The sequence below is a fragment of the Streptomyces botrytidirepellens genome (assembly GCF_003721215.1).
In the GTDB taxonomy this organism is placed as follows: Bacteria; Actinomycetota; Actinomycetes; order Streptomycetales; family Streptomycetaceae; genus Streptomyces; species Streptomyces himastatinicus.
Genome location: NZ_RIBZ01000179.1, coordinates 41,808 through 65,351, shown reverse-complemented (window position 1 = coordinate 65,351; position 23,544 = coordinate 41,808). Strand labels below are relative to the sequence as shown.

Sequence of the window (23,544 nt, the reverse complement as noted above, 5' to 3'; positions counted from 1 at the left end):
GGATCGGCGAACCGGTCTAGGTACCAAGGCGGCAGGACGGCCTACGAACCAGCGAACGTCCGTGACTCCCGCATCAGGCGTCGGCGACGTGATCCAACTGGCCGGCCTTGGCGGCGCGTATGAACTCCTGGCAGTGCGAAGACTGGCGCCACGAGACCACGTTCATGTGCTGCTCCTTGTCACAGTTCGCGGATGAGGCCATGGATGAATTCGCGGGACTGCTCCTGGTCGAGCGCGATGGCCTCCATTTTGCCGATCAGCAGCCGATACTTCTCTTCCGCAGTGAAGATCGCGTGGACGTGAACAATGGGTTGGCTGGGCGACCGTCCGCATACGGCCGCATGCGCCGGCGCTCCGCGCGCGTGATCAGTGTTCAGCGACAGTGTCGAACTCGCCGCCCTTGGCAGCACGTATGAAGGCTCTCAGGGGCGCTCGGGTGGTCGAGAGCAAGACCTCGGGGTGCTCGCTCTCGCGGAGCACTATCGCGTCGCGCTTTCCCACGCCGACGAAGAGGCAGTTGGACCCCTCCACGCTGTAGGACGACTTCCGCCAGTGACGTTCGGACACGTACGTTCCCTTTCAGGTGTCGAGCGCGACACGGCGCATCAGGTCCCGTGACGCTTCCGGGGTGAGCGCGGTCTCCTCCAGGCGGTCCAGGACGGACCGGTACTTCGCCAACTGCGCTTCCGCGTCCAGGAACTCGCAGCCGTGATCGGTATCCAACGTCACCGTATCGAGCTGAGGCACCGGACCATATACGTAGTCGATCGGCTGGCCGGAGCCGGGGAACGGGCCACTGCCGAACGGGATCACACGCACGGTGATGTTCTCGCGCTCGCTCATGTCCATCAGGTGCTCCAGCTGTGCTCGGGCGACCGTCGGCCCGCCGCAGCCCAATCGCAGAGCGGCTTCGTGAATGATGACCTTGTACGGCATCGGCCGCTTGCCGTGGAGGACTCCTTGTCGGCGGACGCGGAAGGCGACCCGGTGCTCCACCTCGTACGGCTCCAGGGCCGGGACGGTTTCGCGGTACAGGGCACGGGCGTGATCCACGGTCTGGAGCAGTCCGGGCATGTGGACGGCCAAGGCGACGCGCAAGCCCGAAGCTTCCTGTTCCAGTTCGGCGATGTCGAGCATGACTGTGGGCAGGACTTCGCGGTACTCCTCCCACCAGTGGCGGTCCCGTCGCCCAGCCATGGCGGCCAGCGCGTCGATCAGGGCTTGATCTGCGGCGTCGTAGCTCCGCGCGAGTGTGCGCACGCGCTCGGCGCTCACGGCGTAGCGTCCCGCCTCAAGGTTGCTGATGCGTGCCTGGTTGACGCCGTTGGTCACTGCCGCCGCGGTGGAGGTCAGCCCCGCGCGTTCGCGCAACTTCCGTAGCTCGGCTCCCAGACGGCGCTGGCGGACGGTCAGTGCGTCCCTTGGTGGCATCCGGCCTCTCCTTCTCGCGCCTGGGCACAGTGTGCCGCGAAAGCCTCTCTCGCTGCACCTAGAAGATCATCTATGAGAGTATAGAAGTTCTTCTAATTACTGCCCTACGATGTGAAGCAGGCCACTTCGGCGTGACCGTGGTCATCGGTCAGCCACGCCCTGGTCCGGCCAACTGCACCTCTCGGTAAGGAGACACGCAATGTCCGCTGTGCCGCCGCAGGAAACCCCGGTTGAGCCGTTCGACCTCGGCAAAGAACTCCGCGCTCTCGCCCTCGCCACCGCGCCCCGCCTCTTCGCCGTGGCGCGCATCCACCCGTACGAGGACACCGACGAGGTGGACGTGGAGATCGCGGCGTGGGGCATGGATTACGGCGATGGGTGCACCGAAGTGATCGGGCTTGGACAGCGGTTGGTGCTCTCCTCGCCGGAGCGGGTGGAGGCATGGTTCTCGCGGGGTGCGGTCACCGCGCAGCTCGTGTGGCTCATGCCGTCCACGACAGCCTCGCTCGACCCCGGCCTGGCGGCCTGACCTGCGGCCCCGGCGCTCGCTGTCGGCGGTTACCGGGCGGGTGTCGCCAGGGCTCTCGGGGCCTGGCGCGCGTCGCTCTGACCGCGCTGGCGTCTGGGTCCGGCTGCTGAGCTGATCTGCCACTTCAGCCGTAGGCTGAAACGCGCGCCTGAGGGACAGGAGGCTGACGTGGCTGAGACGACGCTGACCGAGGTGATGGCCGAGCTGGCCCAGCTCGAGGATCCGAAGATCCGCGCGGTGAACGAGAAGCACGGCGACGATCACGGGGTGAACCTCACCAATCTGCGCGCGCTCGCGAAGCGGCTGAGGACGCGGCAGGAGCTGGCGCGTCAGCTCTGGGAGACGGGCGACACCGCGGCGCGGCTGCTGGCGCTCTTGATCTGCCGCCCGAAGGCGTTCGAGCGCGACGAGCTGGACGGCATGCTGCGCGAGGCGCGCACCCCCAAGGTGCACGACTGGCTCGTGAACTACGTGGTGAAGAAGAGCGCGCACGCCGAAGAGCTGCGCTCGGCCTGGTCAGCCGATCCGGATCCCGTGGTCGCGAGTGCGGGCTGGGCGCTCACCACCGAACGTGTGGCGAAGCGGCTCGACGGCCTCGACCTCGCGGGACTGCTCGACGCCATCGAGGCGGAGATGAAAGACGCCCCGGATCGCTTGCAGTGGGCGATGAACCACTGCCTGGCGCAGATCGGGATCGAGCACGCCCAGCACCGCACCCGTGCGGTCGGCATCGGTGAGCGCCTGGAGGTGCTCAAGGACTATCCGACGTCCCCGGGCTGCACGTCACCGTTCGCGCCCGTCTGGATCACGGAGATGGTGCGTCGGCAGCAGGCGTGACAGGGATCGTGCGCTTGTGGACCAGGGCCGTGAGCTCCTCCGGCAGCGCGTCCGCGGCCAGCAGCCGGGGGAGGAGGGCGGCTTCGCGGGTCAGGGCGCGGAAGGCGAGGGCTATGGTCACGTCGTGGTCCGGGCGGTGCACGATCTCGACCGGGTCGCCGGTACGCAGGGTGCCGGGGGCGATGACGCGCAGATAGGCGCCGGGGAGCGCGGCCTCGGTGAAGCGCTTGATCCAGCCGTCGCGCTCCAGCCAGCCCTGGAAGGTCGCGCACGGGATCCGGGGGCACGACACCTCCAGGACCACATCGGGCCCGATGCGCCAGCGCTCGCCGATCAGGGCGGCGTTGACGTCCAGGCCGGTGATGGTGAGGTTCTCGCCGAAGACGCCGTTGGCCAGCGGCCGGTTCAGCTCGGCCTCCCAGCCGTCGAGATCCTCGCGGGCGTAGGCGTAGACGGCCTGGTCGGGGCCGCCGTGGTGCTTGACGTCGTACGCCCGGTCGCCGTCGAGACCGACCGCGCCGGTGCCCTTGGGGCCGGGGGCGGTGACGGTGACCGGGCCGTCGACGGGGCGTTTGTCGATGCCCGTCGCGCTGAGGCCCTTCCACGGGTTGGGCCGGGGCTTGCCGACGTTCACGGAGAGCAGCTTCATGCGGGCGACGGTACGGTCCGCCGCCCGCAGAGGCGAAGCATTTTCAGCGCACCCGGGCCGCCGAGAGTGAGCGTTTCAGCACGGGCGTGAGGCGCTGTTCCACGAAGTGGTAGAGCAGCCAGGCCAGGGTCAGCATCAGCAGGATCGTCAGGAAGAAGGTCCCCAGGGTGGGGATGCCCAGGGTGCGGTGGAGGTGCTGGACGACGACCCAGCCCAGGTGTTCGTGGACCAGGTAGAACGGGTACGTCAGCGCGCCCGCGACCGTCAGCCAGCGCCAGTTGGCCCAGTTCAGCTTGCCCAGCGCGACCAGGGCGACGGCGATGTAGCCGAAGGCGACGATCGCGACGATGCCGAGGGTGGACCGGTAGGAGAAGAAGTCCGGGTTGGGGCGGTGCCAGAGCTCGGCGACCGCGTAGTGCTGGCCGATGAGGAAGCTGAGGGCGACGATGCCCCACGCGGTGGCGTCGTGGCCGTAGCGGTGGATCAGGTAGAGGCCGATGCCGCCGATGAAGTACGGGGCGTAGTTCGGCATCAGGATGAGGTCCAGCAGGGGCTGGTCGGCCGCGTCGGTGATGGCCGCGGCCAGCGTCCACACCGCGCAGAACAGGACGACGCGCTGGCGGCCGGCGCCCGGCAGGACGACGAAGAGCGCGAAGAGGGCGTAGAACCGCAGCTCCGCCCAGAGGGTCCAGCACACGCCGAGGACCCGGTCGGCGCCCAGCGGCTGCTGGAGCATGGTCAGGTTGACCAGGGTGTCGCTCGGCGAGACCGTCTCGAACGCCACCCACGGGAGCGCGAAGACGGCGGTGACCAGCAGGATCGCCGCCCAGTAGGCGGGGAAGAGCCGGGAGACGCGGGAGGCGAAGAAGGAGCGCAGCGGGCGCCCCCAGCCGCTCATGCAGATGACGAAGCCGCTGATGACGAAGAAGATCTGGACGCCGAGGCAGCCGTACGAGAAGTACGGCGAGACGGTGGGGAAGATCTCGCGCGGGGAGGCGCCCCACGCCTGGGCGATCTCGCCGTCGCGGCCGCCGTAGTGGTACGCGGCGACCATGAGCGCGGCCAGCAGCCGCAGCCCGTCCAGGGCGCGCAGCCGCACCGGCTGCCCCTTGCGGCCCGGGACCGGCTGTCCCGGCCCCTGCCCCGGCTCGGGCTGCCCCGGGGCCCCCTGCCCCGGTTCGCGCTGGGACGGAACCGTGAGGGGGGAGGGGGATATCGGACCCGCTTCGGGTGCGGGCGGTGCGCCCGCGGTCATGACGCCACCCCCGAGGCGCCGGTGCGTATGTGGCTTGCCCCGTGGTCGGCGGTCACGCCGTTGCTCCTTCGCAGTCGGGGGACGGTGTGCGGGTGAGTCAGCCCGTCGCGGTCTTCTTCAGCGCGGCCTTCTTCAGCGCCCGCGCCCGGCGCGCGACCCGCCGCACCGTCTCGTTGCGCGGGATGAAGCCGAGCTGGGACGGGACCGCCCCGGGCAGGGCGAGCGCGGTCAGGCGGCGGCGCTTGAAGTAGCGCCAGGTGTGGGCGTCCAGATGCGCGGCGAGATAGCGCTCCGCGGCGGGCCGCAGACCGGGGTAGATCTTCGCCTGCATGCAGAAGCCGACGGCGGCGACCAGCCCGGTCAGCTTCTGGCCGGACCGCTCGTCCACCGCACCGGCACCGGCGGCCACCGCCTTGTGGTCCTCCAGGTCCGGAAGCAGCGCGTCCACGATGGTGACGGGCATCCGGTTGCTGTTCTGGTACGGGGTGAGCCGCTCCAGCAGCGCATCGGTGCCGATCCTCGCCACCGGCAGCCCGTAGAAGACGCTCGCGGTGAGCAGCGCGGTGGAGAAACAGCCGATGACCAGGCCCGGTTCCATGCGCTGGTAGAGCACCTCGGCGAGGACCGGGGTGTCCATGACGGTCAGCTCCGCGCCCAGCTCGGCGGCCTTCTTCTCCAGCATCCGCGACCAGCGCGCCGGGGCCGTGGGGTGCGGTTTGAAGACGACGGTGCGGTGGCCGAGCGCCACCGCGCCCCGCAGCATCCGCACATGCAGCTCTTCCTCCTCCTCCGGAGTGAGGATGTCCAGCGCGGACAGGTACTGACCGAGCATCAGGGCGGGCCCGGTGCCGGTGCCGACACGCTCAGTCGAAGAAGCGGCCGCGGAGGCGACGGTGCGCGGGGCGGCCTCGCCGATCTCGGCGAGCACCTTGGTGAACGTCTCGGTCGGCAGCACCTCGGCGGGCACCCCGAACTCGGTGAGCAGCAGCGGCTTCAGCCCCGGCACCAGGTCGAGGTGGAGCAGCCGGCGGATGCGGGTGCCGACCAGCGGGTGGAGCTTGTTACGGGTCGGGCCGTAGCTCATCAGCCCGTCCGCGTAGACGTCGATGGGCGCGCCCTGGAACACCTGGGCGATCGCCATCGCCGGGTTGACCTGGATGGACTCCAGGACCAGCTCGACGTCGTCCTCGCCCAGGTTCCACAGCAGCCGCAGATGGCGCTCCCACAGCGGGGCGTCGTCCTGGCGCGGGCCCCAGCCGCCGGGGTGGAAGGGGCTGATGGTCTCGTTCCAGGACAGCACCCGGTCGAAGCGCGGCCGCAGCCGCTCGAAGCCCGGCATGTCGTCGACGGCGGGCGTGGTCTCCGGCGTCGCGGCGTTGTTGCTGACCAGCAGCAGCCTGCGGTCGGCCGGTCCGACGCTGCCCGCGTCGATCGCGGCGGCGAGGGTGGCCGCCCCGTACAGGGTGGAGGCCATGAAGATCTGGGTGCGCTTGCGTTCGCCGCGCGGGGTGTACGTCGGGGTCGCGGACATCAGGCCGCCACCTCCGTACCCGCGCCGCGGCGCTTCAGTCGCCGCAGCCGCGCGGCACGCTCGTAGTCCATGGAATCCAGCGCGTCCTTCAGTACGTCCTGGGGCATGCGCTTCAGCGCAGCCGCCGACATCGAACGCAGCTTGCGGGCCACCTGGGGCTCGAAGCGTTCGATGTTTCCGAGATGGTGGGAGATGATCGCGCAGTAGGTGCGCACGGCCTTCGGCAGCAGGGTGTCCGCGTCGCGGTCCCGCGCCGTTTCCTCGATGACCTGGTCGAACGCGCGGATGAAGTCGAGCTGCCGCACATCGCCGATCTGGGTGAGCGAGGAGGAGACACCGCGCCGGTAGAAGACGCCGTGCATGCCGAGGGCGGCGAAGCTGCGCGCCTCGCGGTGCAGCCGCCAGATCCAGGGCCGGTCCTCGGCGGTGCGCAGCCCGTGGGTGAAGTGGAGAAGCCCCTCGTCGGCGAGGCGGCGGTGGTACATGCCGGCCCAGGCGAAGGCGTAGTCGACCGAGGTGGAGCGGTCGGTGGGCAGGATCACGTCCCGCGGGTTCATCACCTGGTTCCGCAGACCGTGCGGCACCCGGGTGACCGAGCGCTTGCGGCCGGTGCACTGGACGTGGTCGGTGCGGACGAAGTCGCACCCCAGGTCCTCCATGGCCGCGAGCAGCTGCTCGTAATACCCGGGCGCGAGCCAGTCGTCGCCGTCGAGGAAGGTGATGTACTCGCCGTTGGCCGCGTCCAGGCCGGTGTTGCGCGCGGTGGCGAGCCCGCCGTTCTGCTCATGACGGATGTAGACGGCCCCCGGGAGTTCGCGCTCGGCGCGTTCGAGGATCTCCGGTGTCCCGTCGGTGGCATGGTCGTCGACGAGAATGAATTCGAAGTCTTCACGCGCGTTCGCACGAAGACTTCTGAGCGTGTCAGGGGCATAGGTCTGCACGTTGTAGAACGGCACGATGACGGAGAGCTTAACCACGCGGGTGACGCTAGGTCGCCAGGCGGCATTCGTCTTGACCGCAGGTGTACGTCAAGGTGAACGAAGTACGTCGGAACGGTTAACCCGCTGCTCCTGCCAGCCGATTCGCCATTCGTCGACGCGCTGTTAACCCTTTGTTGCTTCTGCGTTGGGCCGTGAATCGGAATCCCTTCCTAGCGTCTCCCACGTGTCCTCACGTATCAAATCCCCCGTGCGAGTAGCCGTGCTCGCCGACTCCGACACCCGGTGGAAATGGGGCGCGCTCACCGCGCAGCGTCTCGTCCCCGACAGCTCGGATTCCTCGGACGCGGGCTCAGCGGATTCAGCGGGTTCAGCGGGTTCGGGCCGACGCCTGGACGGCTACCTGCTGCGCGGCCGGGCCACGCCGACCGTCCGGCAGCTGGCCGAGGTCGGGGTGCGCACGGACTCGCTGCGCGAGGTGACGGGCATCGAGTTCGTCCGGTCCATGGACCGCGAGCGGTACGACGTGATCGTGCTGTCCCTGGTGGGCGGCGGCGTCCAGGCCATGCTGCACGGTCTCGCGCACGCCTGGCAGGGGGCCACCCGCCGCCCGGTGATCGTCACCGGCTACGTGGGCGTCGTCTACGAGAAGCTCGCCGACGGCCTGCTGCTGCGGCACGGCGCCGATGTGGTGCTCGCCAACTCCCGCCATGACGCGGACCGGTTCCGCGACGTGTACACGGGCGTCGGCACCACGGGGGACAGCGTCACCGAATGCGCGCTGCCGTTCCTGGGCGGCGCCCGCTACGACGAGAAGGCCCGGCAGGGGCGCAAGTACCCCGGCGGCACGGTGGTGTTCGCCGTCCAGCCGTCCGTCCCGGACAACCGCGCCGACCGTACGTACCTGCTGCGCCGGGCCGTCGACCACGCCCGCCGCCACCCGGACCGCGAGGTCGTGGTCAAGCTGCGCTCCAAGCCGGGCGAGCACACCACGCACATCGAGGAACTGCCGTACCAGAAGCTGATCGCCAAGTTCGGTGACGGGCTGCCGCCCAACTTCCGCCTCGCGTACGGGAACATGGGCGAGGTCCTGGACACCACCGACCTGCTGGTCACCATCAGCTCCACGGCCGCCCTGGAGTCCCTCCACCGCTCCATCCCGACCGCGATCCTCACCGATCTCGGGATCCGCGAGCCGCTGGGCAACCACCACTTCCTGGGCTCCGGCTGTCTGGCCTCGTGGGACGAGCTGGACGCCGGATACCGGCCCGAGCCCGACCCGGAGTGGCTCGCCCGCCAGGGCGTGGCCGCCGACGGGTCGTACGAGACCGCGTTCGACGCCGCCCGGCACAAGGTCTCCGCCCTGGCCGCCGCCGAAACCCTCCCGGCGCTCGCCCCCTACTACACCCGGGCCACCGCGCCCGGCTATCTGCCCCGAATCCTCGAGCGGTACGGCTTCGAGCCGGACGGCCGCCCCCGCCCGGGCGCGGCTTCCGCGGACGAGGCCGAGGTCAGCGGATTGCGGCGGGTCGTGCGCAACACCATGCGGGACGCGGCGCGCGGCGCCTACCGGCATGGCGTCCAGCGCGTGGCCCCGGTCATCCGGCGGATGGGGGAGCTGTGAGCGACGTAGCGAACCGCGGTGGGGCCCTGAGCGAACGGGCCACATCCGAATCCCCCGAAGGAGCCGCCATGCCCGCATCGAGCCCCCGTGTGCTCGCCGTGATCCCCGCCCGCGGCGGGTCGAAGGGCGTGCCCGCCAAGAACCTCGCCGCCGTCGGGGGTGTGCCGCTGGTCGCCCGCGCCGTCATGGAGTGCCGGGCCTCCCGCCTGGTGACCGACGTGGCCGTGTCCACCGACGACGCGGGCATCGCCGCCGCGGCGCGCGGCGCGGGCGCCGTGGTCATCCAGCGGCCCACCGACATCGCGGGCGACACCGCCACCAGCGAGGCCGCGGTCATCCACGCGATGGACGCGTACGAGGCGATGCACGGCATCCCCGTGGACGTCGTGCTCCTGGTGCAGTGCACCAGCCCGTTCATCGTCCGCGAGGACATCGACGGGGTGGCCGGGGCGGTCGCCGAGAAGGGCGCGGACAGCGCGCTGACGGTGGCCCCGTTCCACGGCTTCGTGTGGCGCGAGGGCGACGACCCGGGTAGGGACGGCGGCGACGGCGTCAACCACGACAAGTCGTACCGCCCGCGCCGCCAGGACCGCCCCCAGGACTTCCTGGAGACCGGCGCCGCCTACGCCATGGACGCGCGCGGCTTCCGCGAGGCCGGGCACCGCTTCTTCGGCCGCACCGAGCTGGTGCGCACCGACGCCGCCCGGGTGCTGGAGGTCGACGACCCGCACGACCTGGCCCGCGCCCGCGCCCTCGCCCCGCTGCTGGACGCGGAGCGCCCGGGCGCCCTCCCCACCCGCGACGACATCGACGCGGTGGTACTCGACTTCGACGGCACCCAGACCGACGACAGGGTGCTGATCGATTCCGAAGGACGCGAACTCGTCGCCGTGCACCGCGGCGACGGGCTCGGGATCGCCGCACTGCGCCGAGCGGAGCTGGCACTGCTGATCCTGTCCACGGAGAAGAACCCGGTCGTCGCCGCACGGGGCCGCAAACTCCAGGTCCCCGTGCTCCACGGCATCGACCGAAAAGATCTCGCACTGAAGCAGTGGTGCGAGGAGCAGGGCATCGCGCCGGAGCGCGTGCTCTACGTCGGCAACGACGTCAATGACCTCCCGTGCTTCGGCCTCGTCGGCTGGCCCGTGGCGGTCGCAGGTGCGCACGACGTCGTGCGCGGCGCTGCACGTGCGGTCACCTCCACCCCCGGAGGGGACGGCGCGATCCGCGAGATCGCCTCGTGGATTCTCGGAAAGGAACTGTCTTAAGTGAGCTCCAACTCTCGCCTCCGCACCCTCGGCGCGAAGACCGCCGGTCCCGGCAACCCGGTCTACGTCACCGGTGAAATCGGCATCAACCACAACGGCGACCTGGAGAACGCGTTCAAGCTGATCGACGCCGCCGCCGACGCCGGGTGTGACGCGGTCAAGTTCCAGAAGCGAACCCCGGAGATCTGCACCCCGCGTGACCAGTGGGACATCGAGCGGGACACCCCCTGGGGCCGGATGACCTACATCGACTACCGCCACCGCGTGGAGTTCGGCGAGGACGAGTACCGCGCCATCTCCGAGCACTGCACCAAGCGCGGCATCGACTGGTTCGCCTCCCCGTGGGACACCGAGGCCGTCGCCTTCCTGGAGAAGTTCGACGTCCCGGCGCACAAGGTGGCCTCCGCCTCGCTGACCGACGACGAGCTGCTGCGCGCCCTGCGGGCGACCGGCCGCACGATCATCCTGTCGACGGGCATGTCCACCCCCAAGCAGATCCGCCACGCGGTGGAGGTGCTCGGCAGCGACAACATCCTGCTGTGCCACGCCACCTCCACGTACCCGGCCAAGGCCGAGGAGCTCAACCTGCGCGTGATCAACACGCTCCAGGCCGAGTACCCCAACGTGCCGATCGGCTACTCCGGCCACGAGACCGGTCTCCAGACCACCCTGGCCGCCGTCGCGCTCGGTGCCGCGTTCGTCGAGCGCCACATCACCCTGGACCGCGCCATGTGGGGCTCGGACCAGGCCGCCTCCGTCGAGCCGCAGGGTCTCGCCCGCCTGGTGCGTGACATCCGCGTGGTCGAGGAGTCGCTGGGCGACGGCGTCAAGAAGGTCTACGAGAGCGAGCTGGGCCCGATGAAGAAGCTGCGCCGGGTCTCCGGTGTGGTCGCCGAGGCCGAGGCCGCCGACCGCGAGCCCGTCGCGGTCTGAGGTTCATCTCCGTGATGCCCCTGGCCGGTCGGACCGGCCCGCGCCCGGAAGCGGCGGGATCCCTCGATTTCTCGGGGGACACCCGCCGCTTCCGGGCCCTGCCCTTGGACGGTGTGATGTCTGTGGCCGGTGAGAGGTCTGTGGACGGTGCAACTGTGGACGGTGTGATGTCCGGGAGCGGCGCGAAGAAGTCCGCCACCACCCTCGCCTTCGTCGAAAGCCCGGTGCAGCTCCTCAACGTGCTGGAGTGGGCGTACACGGACGCCCTGCGCGCCCCGGGGCCGGAGACCAAGCCCGCCGACCTCACCGTCGTCGTGCTCTCCCCGCACGATCCGATGACCCGCGGCCAGCTGCGCCGGATGGCCGAGCTGGCGCGCGACGAGGGCGTCACGGTGCGCTGGGAGGACGCGCGGGGCGGGGCGGGTGCACCGCTGAAGACCATCGGCGGGCTGCGCGGACCGCTGCGCCGGGCCGCCCGGATCGTGATCGGGGACCCGTTCTCCCGCTACGTCCAGCTGCTGCTGACGCTCACCCGGGCCAAGGACCTGGTCGTGGTGGACGACGGCACGGCCACCATGGAGTTCATCTCCCAGCTGGCCAACGGGGAGCGCCTGGAGCGCTGGCACCGGCGCGGCAACAGCCGCGGGGCGCTCGACATGGCGTTCGCGCCGGTCTCCGCCACCGCGCGCCGCAGGCTCACCCCGGGAGAGAAGCGCCGGGTCGAGGTGTTCAGCTCGATGCCCGTCGAAGCGCCCCCCGGGGTCACCGTCACCGCCAACGACTTCTCCTGGACCCGGGCCCGCTTCGGCCCGCCCCGGCTCACCCGCGGCACCGACCTGGTCGGCACCTCGCTGGTCGAGACCGGCGTGGTCGACCTGGAGCGCTACCTGGAGGCGGTCGCCGGGCTGGCCGAGGCCCACGGCGCGACCCGCTACTTCGCCCACCGCCGGGAGAGCGCCGAGAAGCTCAGCCGGGTGGCGCACGAGGTGGGGCTGGAGATCGTACGGCCGGACCTGCCGCTGGAGCTGATAGCGCGCCGCGGCCCGATCGGGCACACCATCGTGAGCTTCCCGTCCACCGTGGTGCACACCCTGCCGCTCGCGCTCGCGGGCACCGAGGTGAAGGTCGCCGTGTACGACGTCGACCCCGCCTGGCTGACCAGCGACGCGTCCCCGCGCGCCCAGGGGTTCCTGTCGGGCGTCACCGGCACCGCCCGGGACGTCCAGCGGCCGGGGCCCGTACCGCCCACCGCCACCCCCGACACCCCGCTGGCCATGTCGTAACGCCGGCGGGTACCCCATGTGGCGCTTCTCACGAAACGATCACACGCTCGCCGAGAAGCGAAGGGTTATACCCCCTGACTAGGGAGATCATGCACCGGCCGGGGTACTTTCCCGCCCCGAACGGGTTGAAGTTTTGTTGATCGACATTCGCTCCACCCCAAGGTCGTTCTACGCTTCATTGGGTGAAGCAATTGATGTCCCTCGATGAGACCGATGCCACACCTTCCGCCGACGCGGCACTGCCCGGCGCGCTCCCCGATGAGCTGCGCGCCGAACTGATCGCCTTCCGGCGGGACTTGCACATGCACCCCGAGCTGGGCAACTGCGAGTTCCGTACCACCGCCGCCCTCAAGGCGCGGCTGGAGAAGGCGGGCCTTACGCCCCGCGTCCTGCCCAGTGGCACCGGCCTCATCTGTGACATCGGCCCCTGGGACGGGGTGACTCCGGCCCTGGCCCTGCGCGGCGACATCGACGCCCTGCCCATCCCGGACACCAAGACCGTCCCGTACCGCTCGACCGTCCCCGACCGCGCCCACGCCTGCGGCCATGACGTCCACACCACCGTGGTCCTCGGCGCCGGCCTGGTCCTCGCCGAGCTGGCCCGCGAGGGCCGGCTGCGGCGCCCGGTGCGGCTGCTGTTCCAGCCCGCCGAGGAGGTCCTGCCGGGCGGTGCCGCCGACGCGGTCGACGGCGGCGTCCTGGACGGCGTCGGCCGGATCCTCGCCCTGCACTGCGACCCCAAGGTGGAGGTCGGCCGGATCGGGCTGCGCACCGGCCCCATCACCTCCGCCTGCGACCGGCTGGAGGTCTCCCTCGACGGTCCCGGCGGCCACACCGCCCGCCCCCACCTCACCACCGACCTGGTCACCGCGACCGCCAAGGTGATCACCGAGGTGCCCGCGCTGCTGGCCCGCCGGGTCGACGCCCGCTCCGGCCTCGCCGTCACCTGGGGCCGGGTCGAGTCCGGCCACGCGTGCAACGTCATCCCGCAGCACGCCGAGCTGTCCGCCACGGTCCGCTGCCTGGACCTGCCCGCCTGGTACGCCGCCCCCGACCTGGTGCACGCCGCGATCGACGAGATCGCCACCCTCCACCGCGCCAAGTCGGAGATCAACTACATCCGCGGGGTCCCGCCGGTGGTCAACGAGGAGACCTCGACCGAGCTGCTGCGCGACGCGATGGTGGCCCGCCGCGGCTCGTACGCGGTCGAGGACACCGAACAGAGCCTCGGCGGCGAGGACTTCTCCTGGTACCTGGAGAAGGTGCCCGGCGCGATGGCCCGGCTCGGCGTGCGCAGGGTCGGCGACACCACCCGGCGCGACCTGCACGCGGGCGACTTCGACGTGGACGAGGGCGCCATCGCGGTGGGCGTCGAGCTGTTCACCGCCGCGGCGTTGCTCGACCGAAACGTCCTGTAGATCCACTCTTCACGAGAGGTTCGCGACGATCCGATAACGGCTTCGGAGCGGGCCTTTATCTGGGATCTACGCGCGTTACGATGCGGCGGAGCCAGCGCCGCAGAGAGGCGCTTCGAGATTCAGAGGGGACCCTCGTGCGCCGGGTATCCACGATAGCTGTCGCGGGCATTGCCACCGCGGCTCTCGCACTGTCCGTCACCGCCTGTGGCAGCAGCTCCGAAGAGGGAAGCAAGAACGCCGGCGTCGGCCTCGCCTATGACGTCGGCGGCCGCGGCGACCACTCCTTCAACGACTCCGCTGCCAAGGGCTACGACCGCGCCCTGAAGGACTTCAAGATCGAGGGCAAGGAGCTGACCGCGAAGGACGGCGACACCGACGCCGACCGCTACGACAAGCTGTCCAGCCTCGCCGAGGCGGGCTACAACCCGGTCGTCGGCGTCGGCTACGCGTGGACCCCCTCGCTGGCCAAGGCCGCCAAGAAGTACCCCGACACGGACTTCGGCATCGTCGACTCCGTCGTCGACTCCAAGAACGTCGCCAGCCTGGTCTCCGCCGAGCACGAGGGCTCGTACCTCGCCGGGGTGGCCGCCGGCCTCAAGACCAAGTCCAACAAGGTCGGCTTCATCGGCGGCACCGACAGCGCGCTGATCAAGAAGTTCGCGGGCGGCTTCCAGCAGGGCCTGAAGGACACCAACCCCAAGGCGTCCCTCGACGTCCAGTGGGTCCAGGTCGGTTCGCCCAAGGGCTTCGGCATGCCGGACCGCGGCAAGGACATCGCCGAGGGCATGCTCTCCAACAAGGTCGACGTGATCTTCTCCGCGGCCGGCGGCTCCGGCGCGGGCGCCATCGAGGCGACCGGCAAGAAGAAGGGCACCTGGTCGATCGGCGTCGACGGCGACCAGTACTACGACAAGGGCCTGGCCCCGTACAAGAACGCGATCCTGACCTCCATGGTCAAGAACGTGGACGGCTCGGTCTACGACTTCATCAAGAGCGTCGTCAAGACCAAGAAGTCCGAACACGGCGTGCAGTCCTACGACCTCAAGCGCGGCGGCGTCGGCCTCTCGTACTCCGGCGGCTTCATCGACGACATCAAGCCGAAGATCGAGGCGGCGAAGAAGAAGATCGTCGACGGCAAGATCAAGGTCGCGGACACCTACAAGTAAACCGGTCCCCGTCGACGACGGACCTGGGGGGCGTGCCATGGGGCGCGCCCCCCGCGTACAACACCCCCCGCCCCTCAGGAGTGCGCCATCAAAGCCGCCAGCCCACCCAAGGGCGCCCCCGCCGGTGACGTCGGAGACGTTGCCGTCCAACTCCGCGGAATCACCAAGCGGTTCCCCGGAGTCGTCGCCAACCACGACATCGACATCACCGTGCGACGCGGCACCGTGCACGCCCTCGTGGGCGAGAACGGCGCGGGCAAGTCCACCCTGATGAAGATCCTCTACGGGATGCAGCGCCCCGACGAGGGCACCATCGCCCTCGACGGCGCACCCGTGGAACTGCACTCCCCGGCGGACGCCATATCCCGCGGCGTGGGCATGGTGCACCAGCACTTCATGCTCGCCGACAACTTCACCGTGCTGGAGAACGTCGTCCTCGGCGCGGAGAAGCTGCACGGCATCGGCGGCAAGGCGCGCGCCCGCATCAAGGAGATCTCCGACGCGTACGGGCTGGGCGTCCGCCCCGACGTCATGGTCGAGGACCTGGGCGTGGCGGACCGCCAGCGCGTGGAGATCCTCAAGGTCCTCTACCGCGGCGCCCGCACCCTCATCCTCGACGAGCCCACCGCGGTCCTCGTCCCGCAGGAGGTCGACGCGCTCTTCGCCAACCTCCGCGACCTCAAGGCCGAGGGCCTGACCGTCCTGTTCATCTCCCACAAGCTGGGCGAAGTCCTCGCCGTGGCCGACGACATCACCGTCATCCGGCGCGGTACGACGGTGGCCTCGGTCGTCCCCTCCGAGACCGACCCGCGGCGGCTCGCCGAGCTGATGGTCGGCAGCGAACTGCCGTCGCCGGAGACCCGCGAATCCACCGTCACCGACACCGGGATGCTGACCCTGGACGGGGTGCGGCTCACGGCCACCGACGTGGACGGCGTCGAGCGGGCCGTCCTGGACGACATCGGCTTCACCATCCGCAAGGGCGAAGTCCTCGGCATCGCGGGGGTCGAGGGCAACGGCCAGGCCGAACTGGTCGAGGCCATCATGGGCATGCGCGACCCCGACGCGGGCACCATCACCCTCGACGGCGCCGACATCTCCCACGCGCCCACCCGCAAGCGGCGCGAGGACGGCATCGGCTACATCCCCGAGGACCGCCACCGGCACGGCCTGCTGCTGGAGGCCCCGCTGTGGGAGAACCGCATCCTCGGCCATGTCACCGAGACGCCCAACAGCAAGGGCGGCCTGCTCAACCCGGCCGCCGCCCGGCGTGACACCGAGCGCATCGTCGCCGCGTACGACGTCCGCACCCCCGGCATCGAGGTCACCGCGGCCTCGCTGTCCGGCGGCAACCAGCAGAAGCTGATCGTCGGCCGCGAGATGAGCCACCACCCCAAGCTGCTCATCGCCGCGCATCCGACGCGCGGCGTGGACGTCGGCGCGCAGGCGCAGATCTGGGACCAGATCCGCACCGCGCGCCGCGAGGGCCTGGCCGTGCTGCTGATCTCGGCCGACCTGGACGAGCTGATCGGCCTGTCCGACACCCTGCGGGTCATGTACCGGGGCCGCCTGGTCGCCGACGCCGACCCCGCCACGATCACCCCGGAGGAGCTGGGCTCGGCCATGACCGGCGCGGCGTCCGGCCACCTGGAACACCCTGCGGAAGAGCCCGCGGAAGACCCCGCGGAAGACCCCGTGGAAGAGCCTGCGGCGGAGACGACCGGGGGAGAGGACCGATGAAGAAGTTCGACAAGGAGCGGGTGCTCCTCGCGGTCGCGGCCCCGCTGCTCGCGCTCGTCGCCGCGTTCCTCCTGACCGCCCTGGTGCTCGCCGCCACCGGCAAGGCGCCGTTCAACGCCTTCGGCATCATGTTCGACTACGGCATCAAGGCGGACAGCCAGGTCTACATCCTCAACAAGGCGACGACGTACTACCTGGCGGGTCTCGCGGTGGCCATCGGCTTCCGGATGAACCTGTTCAACATCGGCGTCGACGGCCAGTACCGGCTCGCCGCCTTCTTCGCCGCCGTCGTCGGCGGGGCGCTCGAGCTGCCGGGCCTGGTGCAGATCCCGCTGATCATCCTCGTCGCCATGCTGGTCGGCGCGATGTGGGCGTCCATCGCCGGACTGCTCAAGGTCTACCGCGGGGTCAGCGAGGTGATCAGCACCATCATGCTGAACTCCCTCGCGGGCATCCTCATCAGCTATCTGCTGGTCGACGGGCGGCTGGCCGAGCTGGACAAGCAGACCAACATCGTGTCCACCGAGCCGCTGCCCTCCTCCAGCCACTTCTTCACCATCCCGGCGGGCGGCGACCTCGACCCCGTCTTCGGCTTCATCGTCGTCGCCGCGCTCGCCGGGGTCGGCTTCTGGTTCCTCCTCGGCCGCACCCGCTTCGGCTTCGACCTGCGCGCGGTGGGCCGCTCCGAGTCCGCCGCCCAGGCCAGCGGCGTCGACGTCAAGCGCATGGTGCTCACCAGCATGCTGCTCTCCGGCGGGATGGCCGGGCTCATCGGCATGCCGACCCTGCTCAACGACACCCACCAGTTCACCTCCGACTTCCCGCAGGGCATCGGCTTCACCGGCATCGCCATCGCCCTCCTCGGCCGCAACAACCCGGTCGGCATCGCGCTGGCCGCGGTGCTGTGGGGCTTCCTGGAGCGCGGCGCCAACCGGCTGGAGTTCGAGGGCTACGACAAGGAGATCGTCGGCGTCATGCAGGGCGTGATCGTCCTGTGCGTCGTCATCGCGTACGAACTGGTGCGCCGCTACGGCCTCAAGCGCCAGCAGCAGCGGGTCGGCGCGGAACTCGCCGCCCAGGCTCGCAAGAGCGAGAAGAAGAAGGAGGTGGCGGTATGAGCGCCACGGCTACCGCCACCAAGAGCACCGCACCCGGGAAGGCCCCCAAGCGCGGGCCCCGGATGTCCGTCGCCACGGTGCTGCTGATCATCGCCGGAACGCTGGTCGCGCTGTCCCTGCTGCGTGCCCTGGTCGGTGCCACCCAGCAGTCCGCCTTCGAGAACATCACCTCCTCCGGCCAGATCGGCGCCGCCCTCTCCATGGCCGTGCCCATCGGGCTCGCCGGGCTCGGCGGGCTGTGGGCCGAGCGGGCGGGCGTCGTCAACATCGGCCTCGAAGGCATGATGATCCTCGGCACCTTCTTCGGTGCCTGGGCGGGTTACCAGACCAACCCCTGGGTGGGCGTCCTCGCCGGGGTCCTCGGCGGCGCGGTCGGCGGTCTGGTGCACGCGATCGCCACCGTCACCTTCGGCGTGGACCACATCATCTCCGGTGTCGCGATCAACATCCTCGCGCTCGGCGCCACCACCTACCTGGCCAAGCGCTGGTTCGAGCCGCTGTCCGACATCGGCGGCAGCCCCAAGCAGTCCCCGCAGGTCGACGACATCGCGTCGTTCACCGTGCCGGGGCTGTCCGACGGGCTGGCCACCGTCGAGAACCACCACTGGTTCCTGGTCTCCGACCTCGCGGGCCTGCTCGGCGGCCTGGTCACCGACATCTCCGCGCTGACGATCGTCTCGATCCTGCTCTTCGCGGGCACCTTCTTCGTGCTGTGGAAGACCTCGTTCGGGCTGCGGCTGCGGTCCTGCGGCGAGAACCCCACCGCAGCCGAGTCCCTCGGCGTCAACGTCTACCTCTACAAGTACGCGGCCGTCGTCATCTCCGGTGGCCTCGCCGGACTCGGCGGCGTCTTCCTCGCCCTCGTCCGCTCCCACATCTACAACGAGGGCCAGACCGGCGGCCGCGGCTACATCGGCCTCGCCGCCATGCTCTTCGGCAACTGGCGGCCCGGCGGCCTCGCCATGGGCGCGGGCCTCTTCGGCTACTCCGACGCCCTCCAGCTGCGCAACGGCGGCGCCACCGTCCACGCGCTGCTGCTCCTGGTGGCCCTCGGACTCGCCCTCCTGGCGGGCTGGCGGCTCTACCGTAAGAGGTACGTCGCGGGCGCGGTGTGCGGCGGCGCCGCCGTGCTGCTGGTGCTGTGGTACGCCCTGACGGAGACCGTGGCCAACGACCTGGTCCCGGCGACCCCGTACATCGTCACCCTGCTGGTCATGGGGCTCGCCGCACAGCGGCTGCGGATGCCCAAGGCCAACAACAAGCCCTACCGGAAGGGACAGGGCACATGACCCCACCCGCCGCGGCGGCTCCCGACTGGGAGGCACTGCGCACGGCGGCCCGGGACGCCATGTCCCGGGCGTACGCCCCCTACTCCCGCTTCCCCGTGGGCGCCGCCGCCCTCGTCGACGACGGCCGCACGGTCAGCGGCTGCAACGTGGAGAACGCGGCGTACGGCGTCGCGCTGTGCGCCGAGTGCGGCCTGATCTCCGCCCTCTTCGCCACCGGCGGCGGCCGCCTCACCGCCTTCACCTGCTGCGACCGCGACGGGGCCGTGCTGATGCCGTGCGGCCGCTGCCGCCAGCTGCTGTGGGAGCACGGTGGCCCCGAGCTCCAGATGGACACGGCGTCCGGCATCCGCCCGCTCTCCGAACTCCTCCCGGACGCGTTCGGCCCGGCCGACCTGGCCCGCATCAGCGCGCCGTGAACCACGCCTGAGCCCCTGTTACGTCCGTACGAAAGGCCCCCCCGCACATGGACGCGCACATGGACGCCATCTCCGTCATCCGAGCCAAGCGCGACGGCGGCCGCCTGAGCGACGCCCAGATCGACTGGATCATCGACGCCTATACGCGCGGCGAGGTCGCCCACGAGCAGATGTCCGCCCTCGCGATGGCGATCTTCCTGAACGGCATGGACCGCGCGGAGATCGCCCGCTGGACCGCCGCGATGATCGCCTCCGGCGAGCGGATGGACTTCTCCTCGCTGCCCCGCCCGACCGCCGACAAGCACTCCACGGGCGGCGTCGGCGACAAGATCACCCTCCCGCTGGCGCCCCTGGTCGCCGCCTGCGGGGCGGCCGTACCGCAGCTCTCCGGCCGGGGCCTCGGCCACACCGGCGGCACCCTCGACAAGCTGGAGTCCATCCCCGGCTGGCGGGCCTCGCTCTCGAACGACGAGATGCTCGGCGTGCTGAGCGAGGTGGGCTCCGTCATCTGCGCGGCGGGCGACGGCCTCGCGCCGGCCGACAAGAAGCTCTACGCCCTCCGCGACGTCACCGGCACGGTCGAATCGATCCCGCTCATCGCCTCCTCGATCATGTCCAAGAAGATCGCCGAGGGCACCGGCTCCCTGGTCCTGGACGTCAAGGTCGGCTCCGGCGCGTTCATGAAGGACATCGACGCCGCCCGCGAACTGGCCACCACCATGGTCGGCCTCGGCACCGACCACGGCGTCCGCACCACCGCCCTGCTCACCGACATGGCCACCCCGCTCGGGCTGACCGCGGGCAACGCGCTCGAAGTCCGCGAATCCGTCGAGGTCCTGGCGGGCGGCGGCCCCGCCGACGTCGTCGAGCTCACCCTCGCCCTGGCCCGCGAGATGCTCGACGCGGCCGGGCTCCCCGACGCCGACCCCGCCAAGGCGCTCGCCGACGGCACCGCCATGGACGCATGGCGGCGCATGATCTCCGCCCAGGGCGGCGACCCCGACGCGGCGTTGCCGGTGGCCCGCGAACAGCACATCGTCACCGCGGAGTCGACCGGTGTCCTCACCCGCCTCGATGCCTACGCCGTGGGCGTTGCCGCCTGGCGGCTGGGCGCGGGCCGGGCCCGCAAGGAGGACCCCGTGCAGGCGGGCGCGGGCATCGAGATCCACGCCAAGCCGGGCGACCACGTCACCGCCGGTGCGCCCCTGCTGACCCTCCACACGGACACCCCTTCGACGTTCGCGTACGCGCTGGAGGCCCTGGAAGGCGCCACCGACTACGCCCCGGCGGACACCGGATTCACCACGAAGCCCATCGTGCTGGAGCGCATCGCCTGACGCGTCAACTGGGAGGGCGCGGCGCGTCATTGGTTTGATCGCGCCGCGCCCTCCCGCGTATCCTCGTACGCATGTACACAGGCACATGGTTCATGAGGCCCCGCACCCGCCGCTGACGGCGGCGCACCGAGCCTTCTCCCTGCCCGCCGTTCCGGCCTTCCGCCGGGCGGCTCCTCGTATGCTGCCCGGCTCCATCCCGAGCTGCGGAGCACCCTGTGTCTTCCCTTCCCCCCGCGGGCTCTTCGAGCCTGCCCCGAACCGAACTCCCCTCCCGGGCCCCGGTCGGCGACCGAGCCCATCTGCGCGCGGATGACATCACCGTCACCCGTGGCGCGCGGCAGATCCTCCGGGGCGTGTCCGTCACCGTCTCCGCCCGCTCCCGGCTGGCCGTCGTCGGCGAGAACGGCCGCGGCAAGACCACGCTGCTGCATGTGCTCGCCGGTCTCCTCGCGCCCGACAGCGGCACCGTGCACCGGGCGGGCACCTTCGGCCTCGCACGGCAGGCCCTGCGCTCCCGCTCCGGCGAAACCGTCGGCACACTGACGGCCGACGCGCTGCGGAGCGCCCACGCCGCCCTGCACACCCTGGACCTGGCTTCCGCGGACCTCGCCCGGGGCGCCGACGGCGCCGACGACCGGTACGCCGACGCGCTGGACGCCGCCACGCGGCTGGACGCCTGGGACGCCGACCGGCGCGTCGACATGGCCCTGGAGGCGCTGCACGCGTGCACCGACCGGACCCGTGAGCTGGCCACCCTGTCCGTGGGACAGCGCTACCGGGTGCGGCTGGCCTGCCTGCTGGGCGCCTGGCACGACATCCTGCTGCTCGACGAGCCGAGCAACCACCTCGACGCCGACGGCCTGGCCTTCCTCACCGACCGCCTGCGCGGCCACGGCGGCGGCGTCGCCCTGGTCAGCCATGACCGCGCCCTGCTGCGCGACGTCGCGAGGGAGTTCCTGGACCTGGACCCCACCCAGGACGGGCGCCCCCGCGCATACGCCGGTGGCTACGAGGCGTGGCAGGACGGCCGCCGCCGGGACCGCGAGCGGTGGATCCAGGACTACGAGGAACAGCAGGCGGAGCACCGCAGGCTGACCGTCGCCGTCGACCAGGCCCGCGACCGGCTCAGCACCGGCTGGCGCCCCGCGAAGGGCACTGGCAAGCACCAGCGCCAGTCGCGGGCACCGGGCGCCGTGCAGGCGCTCAACCGCGAGCGGGAGGCGCTGGAGGCACACCGCATCACCGTGCCCGAGCCGCCGCTGTCGCTGCGGTGGCCCGCGCTGGCCACCCGCCCCGGCTCCGCGCTGGTCCGCGCGCAGGACGTGGCGGTCGCCGGGCGGCTCACCGGCCCGGTCACCCTCGACGTCGACGGCGGGGACCGGCTGCTCATCACGGGCGAAAACGGGTCCGGAAAGTCCACCCTGCTGTCGGTGCTCGCCGACGCGCTCACCCCGACGAGCGGCACGGTGCGCCACCTCGCCGGTGCGCGGGTGGCCATGGTCGCCCAGGAAGTCCCGTCCTGGCCGGGGGAGTTCACTGCCCGGCAGGTGTACGAACAGCACGTGGGGCGGCTGACCGTCCGCGGCGCGGTGCCCGAGCGCGACCTGCTGCCGCTGGGCGCGACCGGCCTGCTGGACCGCGAGGCGATGCGCACCCCGGTCGCCCGCATGTCCCTGGGCCAGCAGCGCCGCCTCGACCTGGCCCTGCGCCTGGCCGTCCGCCCCCACCTGATCATCTTCGACGAGCCCACCAACCACCTCTCGGCCGTGCTCGTCGACGAACTGACCACGGCCCTGCTCGGCACCCCGGCCGCCGTCATCGTCGCCACCCACGACCGCCAACTCCTGGCCGACCTGGCGCCCTGGCCGCGCCTGCACCTGACCCCGGTCTAAATCGATGGGCGGCAGCGGCGTCCGGTTATTACGCTGACCCGTATGCCGCCCGCCGACCGCCTGCTCGCCTTCGCGGCCATGTCGTTCCTGCTGATCGTCGTCCCCGGCCCCAGCGTGCTGTTCGTGATCGGACGCGCGCTGGCCCAGGGCCGACGCGCCGCCCTGACCTCGGTCCTCGGCAACACCCTCGGCGCGTACGCCCTCGTCGTGGCCGTGGCGCTCGGGGTCGGGACGCTCGTGGAGCGCTCGGTCCTCGTCTTCACGGCGCTCAAGCTGGCGGGGGCGGCGTACCTGGTGTACCTGGGCGTGAAGGCCGTGCGCCGACGCCACGCCCTCCCCGCCGCCCTCACCGGCGGCGGCCCCACCGCCCACGGCAGCCTGCGCACGTTGGGCGAGGGGTTCGCCGTCGGCGTGGCGAACCCCAAGACCATCGTCTTCTTCGCCGCCGTCCTCCCGCAGTTCGTCGACCGCGGCGACGGCCACGTGGCACTCCAGATGCTGCTGCTCGGCCTGGTCTTCAACGCCATCGCCCTCGCCTCCGACAGCGTCTGGGGCCTGGCCGCCGCCACCGCCCGGGGCTGGTTCACCCGCTCTCCCGGGCGCCTCGCCCTGGTCGGCGGCGCGGGCGGCCTCACGATGATCGGCCTCGGCGTCACGGTCGCCGCGACGGGCCGCAAGGACTAGGGCGCGAAACTCCCCAGGGCGCAGGTCAGGGGTTCCAGAAGACGTCGGTGTACACGCGGTCGAAGCGCCGCGCGGCCAGGTACGCGCGCTGGATCACCCAGTGGACGGTGGCGCCTCTGCGTCAGCGCCGCACAGGGGCGGGCGGCGGTCATCCACCGCTCCACGTCGTCGGCGGGAACGCCCAGCGCGATCGCCCTCTCACGGAA

22 protein-coding genes are annotated in these 23,544 nt (G+C 71.1%); 15 read left to right on the top strand and 7 right to left on the bottom strand.

The window, feature by feature from the left end; genetic code table 11:
• Positions 1–179: 179 nt before the first annotated feature.
• From EEJ42_RS50255 to EEJ42_RS13970, 3 genes are all read right to left on the bottom strand, one after another.
• Positions 180–410 carry a hypothetical protein gene (locus EEJ42_RS50255; protein ID WP_148081939.1) on the bottom strand — a complete coding sequence of 77 codons (231 nt, stop codon included), beginning with the start codon at positions 408–410 and terminating at the stop codon, positions 180–182.
• Complete coding sequence (locus EEJ42_RS13975) at positions 367–501, bottom strand: hypothetical protein (RefSeq protein ID WP_246096715.1); 135 nt, start codon at positions 499–501, stop codon at positions 367–369. The genes EEJ42_RS50255 and EEJ42_RS13975 overlap by 44 nt, the downstream gene beginning before the upstream one ends.
• Before the next feature lie 78 nt (positions 502–579).
• The gene (locus EEJ42_RS13970) at positions 580–1,431 is read right to left on the bottom strand and encodes a helix-turn-helix domain-containing protein (RefSeq protein WP_123100264.1); all 852 of its coding nucleotides are present in this window, start codon (positions 1,429–1,431) and stop codon (positions 580–582) included.
• A gap of 199 nt (positions 1,432–1,630) precedes the next feature.
• Here EEJ42_RS13970 and EEJ42_RS13965 point away from each other — a divergent pair, with 199 nt between their 5' ends.
• Complete coding sequence (locus tag EEJ42_RS13965) at positions 1,631–1,960, top strand: hypothetical protein (RefSeq protein ID WP_123100263.1); 330 nt, start codon at positions 1,631–1,633, stop codon at positions 1,958–1,960.
• A gap of 195 nt (positions 1,961–2,155) precedes the next feature.
• On the top strand, positions 2,156–2,797 hold the full coding sequence (locus EEJ42_RS13960; RefSeq protein WP_123100315.1) for a DNA alkylation repair protein: 642 nt from the start codon (positions 2,156–2,158) through the stop codon (positions 2,795–2,797).
• Here EEJ42_RS13960 and EEJ42_RS13955 read toward each other — a convergent pair.
• From EEJ42_RS13955 to EEJ42_RS13940, 4 genes are all read right to left on the bottom strand, one after another.
• Positions 2,766–3,446 (bottom strand): MOSC domain-containing protein, encoded by a 681-nt coding sequence (locus EEJ42_RS13955; RefSeq protein ID WP_123100262.1) that lies wholly within the window; start codon positions 3,444–3,446, stop codon positions 2,766–2,768. The genes EEJ42_RS13960 and EEJ42_RS13955 overlap by 32 nt on opposite strands.
• Before the next feature lie 43 nt (positions 3,447–3,489).
• The gene (locus EEJ42_RS13950; protein ID WP_123100261.1) at positions 3,490–4,701 is read right to left on the bottom strand and encodes an acyltransferase family protein; all 1,212 of its coding nucleotides are present in this window, start codon (positions 4,699–4,701) and stop codon (positions 3,490–3,492) included.
• Positions 4,702–4,798: 97 nt separating this feature from the next.
• Positions 4,799–6,232 (bottom strand): polysialyltransferase family glycosyltransferase, encoded by a 1,434-nt coding sequence (locus EEJ42_RS13945; protein WP_123100260.1) that lies wholly within the window; start codon positions 6,230–6,232, stop codon positions 4,799–4,801.
• The gene (locus EEJ42_RS13940; RefSeq protein ID WP_123100259.1) at positions 6,232–7,209 is read right to left on the bottom strand and encodes a glycosyltransferase family 2 protein; all 978 of its coding nucleotides are present in this window, start codon (positions 7,207–7,209) and stop codon (positions 6,232–6,234) included. The genes EEJ42_RS13945 and EEJ42_RS13940 overlap by 1 nt, the downstream gene beginning before the upstream one ends.
• Positions 7,210–7,432: 223 nt before the next feature.
• Between EEJ42_RS13940 and EEJ42_RS13935 the strand changes: the two genes are divergently transcribed.
• The 13 genes from EEJ42_RS13935 (at position 7,433) to EEJ42_RS13875 (ending at position 23,338) form a co-directional block, all read left to right on the top strand.
• Entirely contained in the window at positions 7,433–8,794 is a 1,362-nt protein-coding gene (locus EEJ42_RS13935; RefSeq protein WP_184503080.1) for a DUF6716 putative glycosyltransferase, read from the top strand.
• Between the two features lie 68 nt (positions 8,795–8,862).
• Positions 8,863–10,062: an acylneuraminate cytidylyltransferase gene (locus EEJ42_RS13930; RefSeq protein ID WP_123100257.1), complete on the top strand. Its 1,200-nt coding sequence runs from the start codon at positions 8,863–8,865 to the stop codon at positions 10,060–10,062.
• The gene (locus EEJ42_RS13925) at positions 10,063–10,995 is read left to right on the top strand and encodes an N-acetylneuraminate synthase family protein (RefSeq protein WP_009717215.1); all 933 of its coding nucleotides are present in this window, start codon (positions 10,063–10,065) and stop codon (positions 10,993–10,995) included.
• A gap of 167 nt (positions 10,996–11,162) precedes the next feature.
• The gene (locus EEJ42_RS13920) at positions 11,163–12,278 is read left to right on the top strand and encodes a hypothetical protein (protein WP_123100314.1); all 1,116 of its coding nucleotides are present in this window, start codon (positions 11,163–11,165) and stop codon (positions 12,276–12,278) included.
• Between the two features lie 194 nt (positions 12,279–12,472).
• Complete coding sequence (locus tag EEJ42_RS13915) at positions 12,473–13,696, top strand: amidohydrolase (RefSeq protein ID WP_123100256.1); 1,224 nt, start codon at positions 12,473–12,475, stop codon at positions 13,694–13,696.
• A 134-nt stretch (positions 13,697–13,830) separates the two neighbouring features.
• Entirely contained in the window at positions 13,831–14,862 is a 1,032-nt protein-coding gene (locus EEJ42_RS13910; RefSeq protein WP_123100255.1) for a BMP family lipoprotein, read from the top strand.
• Positions 14,863–14,949: 87 nt separating this feature from the next.
• Positions 14,950–16,602, top strand: a complete 1,653-nt coding sequence (locus EEJ42_RS13905; RefSeq protein WP_123100254.1) for an ABC transporter ATP-binding protein — start codon at positions 14,950–14,952, stop codon at positions 16,600–16,602.
• The gene (locus EEJ42_RS13900) at positions 16,599–17,720 is read left to right on the top strand and encodes an ABC transporter permease (RefSeq protein ID WP_123100253.1); all 1,122 of its coding nucleotides are present in this window, start codon (positions 16,599–16,601) and stop codon (positions 17,718–17,720) included. The genes EEJ42_RS13905 and EEJ42_RS13900 overlap by 4 nt, the downstream gene beginning before the upstream one ends.
• Positions 17,717–19,009, top strand: coding sequence for an ABC transporter permease (locus EEJ42_RS13895; RefSeq protein WP_123100252.1), 1,293 nt, complete (start codon positions 17,717–17,719; stop codon positions 19,007–19,009). Before EEJ42_RS13900 ends, EEJ42_RS13895 begins: the two co-directional genes overlap by 4 nt.
• The gene (locus EEJ42_RS13890; protein WP_123100251.1) at positions 19,006–19,425 is read left to right on the top strand and encodes a cytidine deaminase; all 420 of its coding nucleotides are present in this window, start codon (positions 19,006–19,008) and stop codon (positions 19,423–19,425) included. The genes EEJ42_RS13895 and EEJ42_RS13890 overlap by 4 nt, the downstream gene beginning before the upstream one ends.
• Before the next feature lie 59 nt (positions 19,426–19,484).
• Positions 19,485–20,762 (top strand): thymidine phosphorylase, encoded by a 1,278-nt coding sequence (locus EEJ42_RS13885; protein ID WP_123100250.1) that lies wholly within the window; start codon positions 19,485–19,487, stop codon positions 20,760–20,762.
• Between the two features lie 215 nt (positions 20,763–20,977).
• Complete coding sequence (locus EEJ42_RS13880; RefSeq protein WP_246096680.1) at positions 20,978–22,654, top strand: ABC-F family ATP-binding cassette domain-containing protein; 1,677 nt, start codon at positions 20,978–20,980, stop codon at positions 22,652–22,654.
• Between the two features lie 42 nt (positions 22,655–22,696).
• Positions 22,697–23,338 carry a LysE family translocator gene (locus EEJ42_RS13875; RefSeq protein ID WP_123100249.1) on the top strand — a complete coding sequence of 214 codons (642 nt, stop codon included), beginning with the start codon at positions 22,697–22,699 and terminating at the stop codon, positions 23,336–23,338.
• Positions 23,339–23,544: the final 206 nt, after the last annotated feature.

Coding starts and splice junctions, on each gene's coding strand:
- EEJ42_RS13885 (WP_123100250.1), top strand. CDS start 19,485: ATGGACGCCATCTCCGTCATCCGAGCCAAGCGCGACGGCGGCCGCCTG.
- EEJ42_RS13970 (WP_123100264.1), bottom strand. CDS start 1,431: ATGCCACCAAGGGACGCACTGACCGTCCGCCAGCGCCGTCTGGGAGCC.
- EEJ42_RS13955 (WP_123100262.1), bottom strand. CDS start 3,446: ATGAAGCTGCTCTCCGTGAACGTCGGCAAGCCCCGGCCCAACCCGTGG.
- EEJ42_RS13875 (WP_123100249.1), top strand. CDS start 22,697: ATGCCGCCCGCCGACCGCCTGCTCGCCTTCGCGGCCATGTCGTTCCTG.
- EEJ42_RS13895 (WP_123100252.1), top strand. CDS start 17,717: ATGAGCGCCACGGCTACCGCCACCAAGAGCACCGCACCCGGGAAGGCC.
- EEJ42_RS13915 (WP_123100256.1), top strand. CDS start 12,473: ATGTCCCTCGATGAGACCGATGCCACACCTTCCGCCGACGCGGCACTG.
- EEJ42_RS13950 (WP_123100261.1), bottom strand. CDS start 4,701: ATGACCGCGGGCGCACCGCCCGCACCCGAAGCGGGTCCGATATCCCCC.
- EEJ42_RS13920 (WP_123100314.1), top strand. CDS start 11,163: ATGTCCGGGAGCGGCGCGAAGAAGTCCGCCACCACCCTCGCCTTCGTC.
- EEJ42_RS13930 (WP_123100257.1), top strand. CDS start 8,863: ATGCCCGCATCGAGCCCCCGTGTGCTCGCCGTGATCCCCGCCCGCGGC.
- EEJ42_RS13960 (WP_123100315.1), top strand. CDS start 2,156: ATGGCCGAGCTGGCCCAGCTCGAGGATCCGAAGATCCGCGCGGTGAAC.
- EEJ42_RS13965 (WP_123100263.1), top strand. CDS start 1,631: ATGTCCGCTGTGCCGCCGCAGGAAACCCCGGTTGAGCCGTTCGACCTC.
- EEJ42_RS13890 (WP_123100251.1), top strand. CDS start 19,006: ATGACCCCACCCGCCGCGGCGGCTCCCGACTGGGAGGCACTGCGCACG.
- EEJ42_RS13945 (WP_123100260.1), bottom strand. CDS start 6,232: ATGTCCGCGACCCCGACGTACACCCCGCGCGGCGAACGCAAGCGCACC.
- EEJ42_RS13900 (WP_123100253.1), top strand. CDS start 16,599: ATGAAGAAGTTCGACAAGGAGCGGGTGCTCCTCGCGGTCGCGGCCCCG.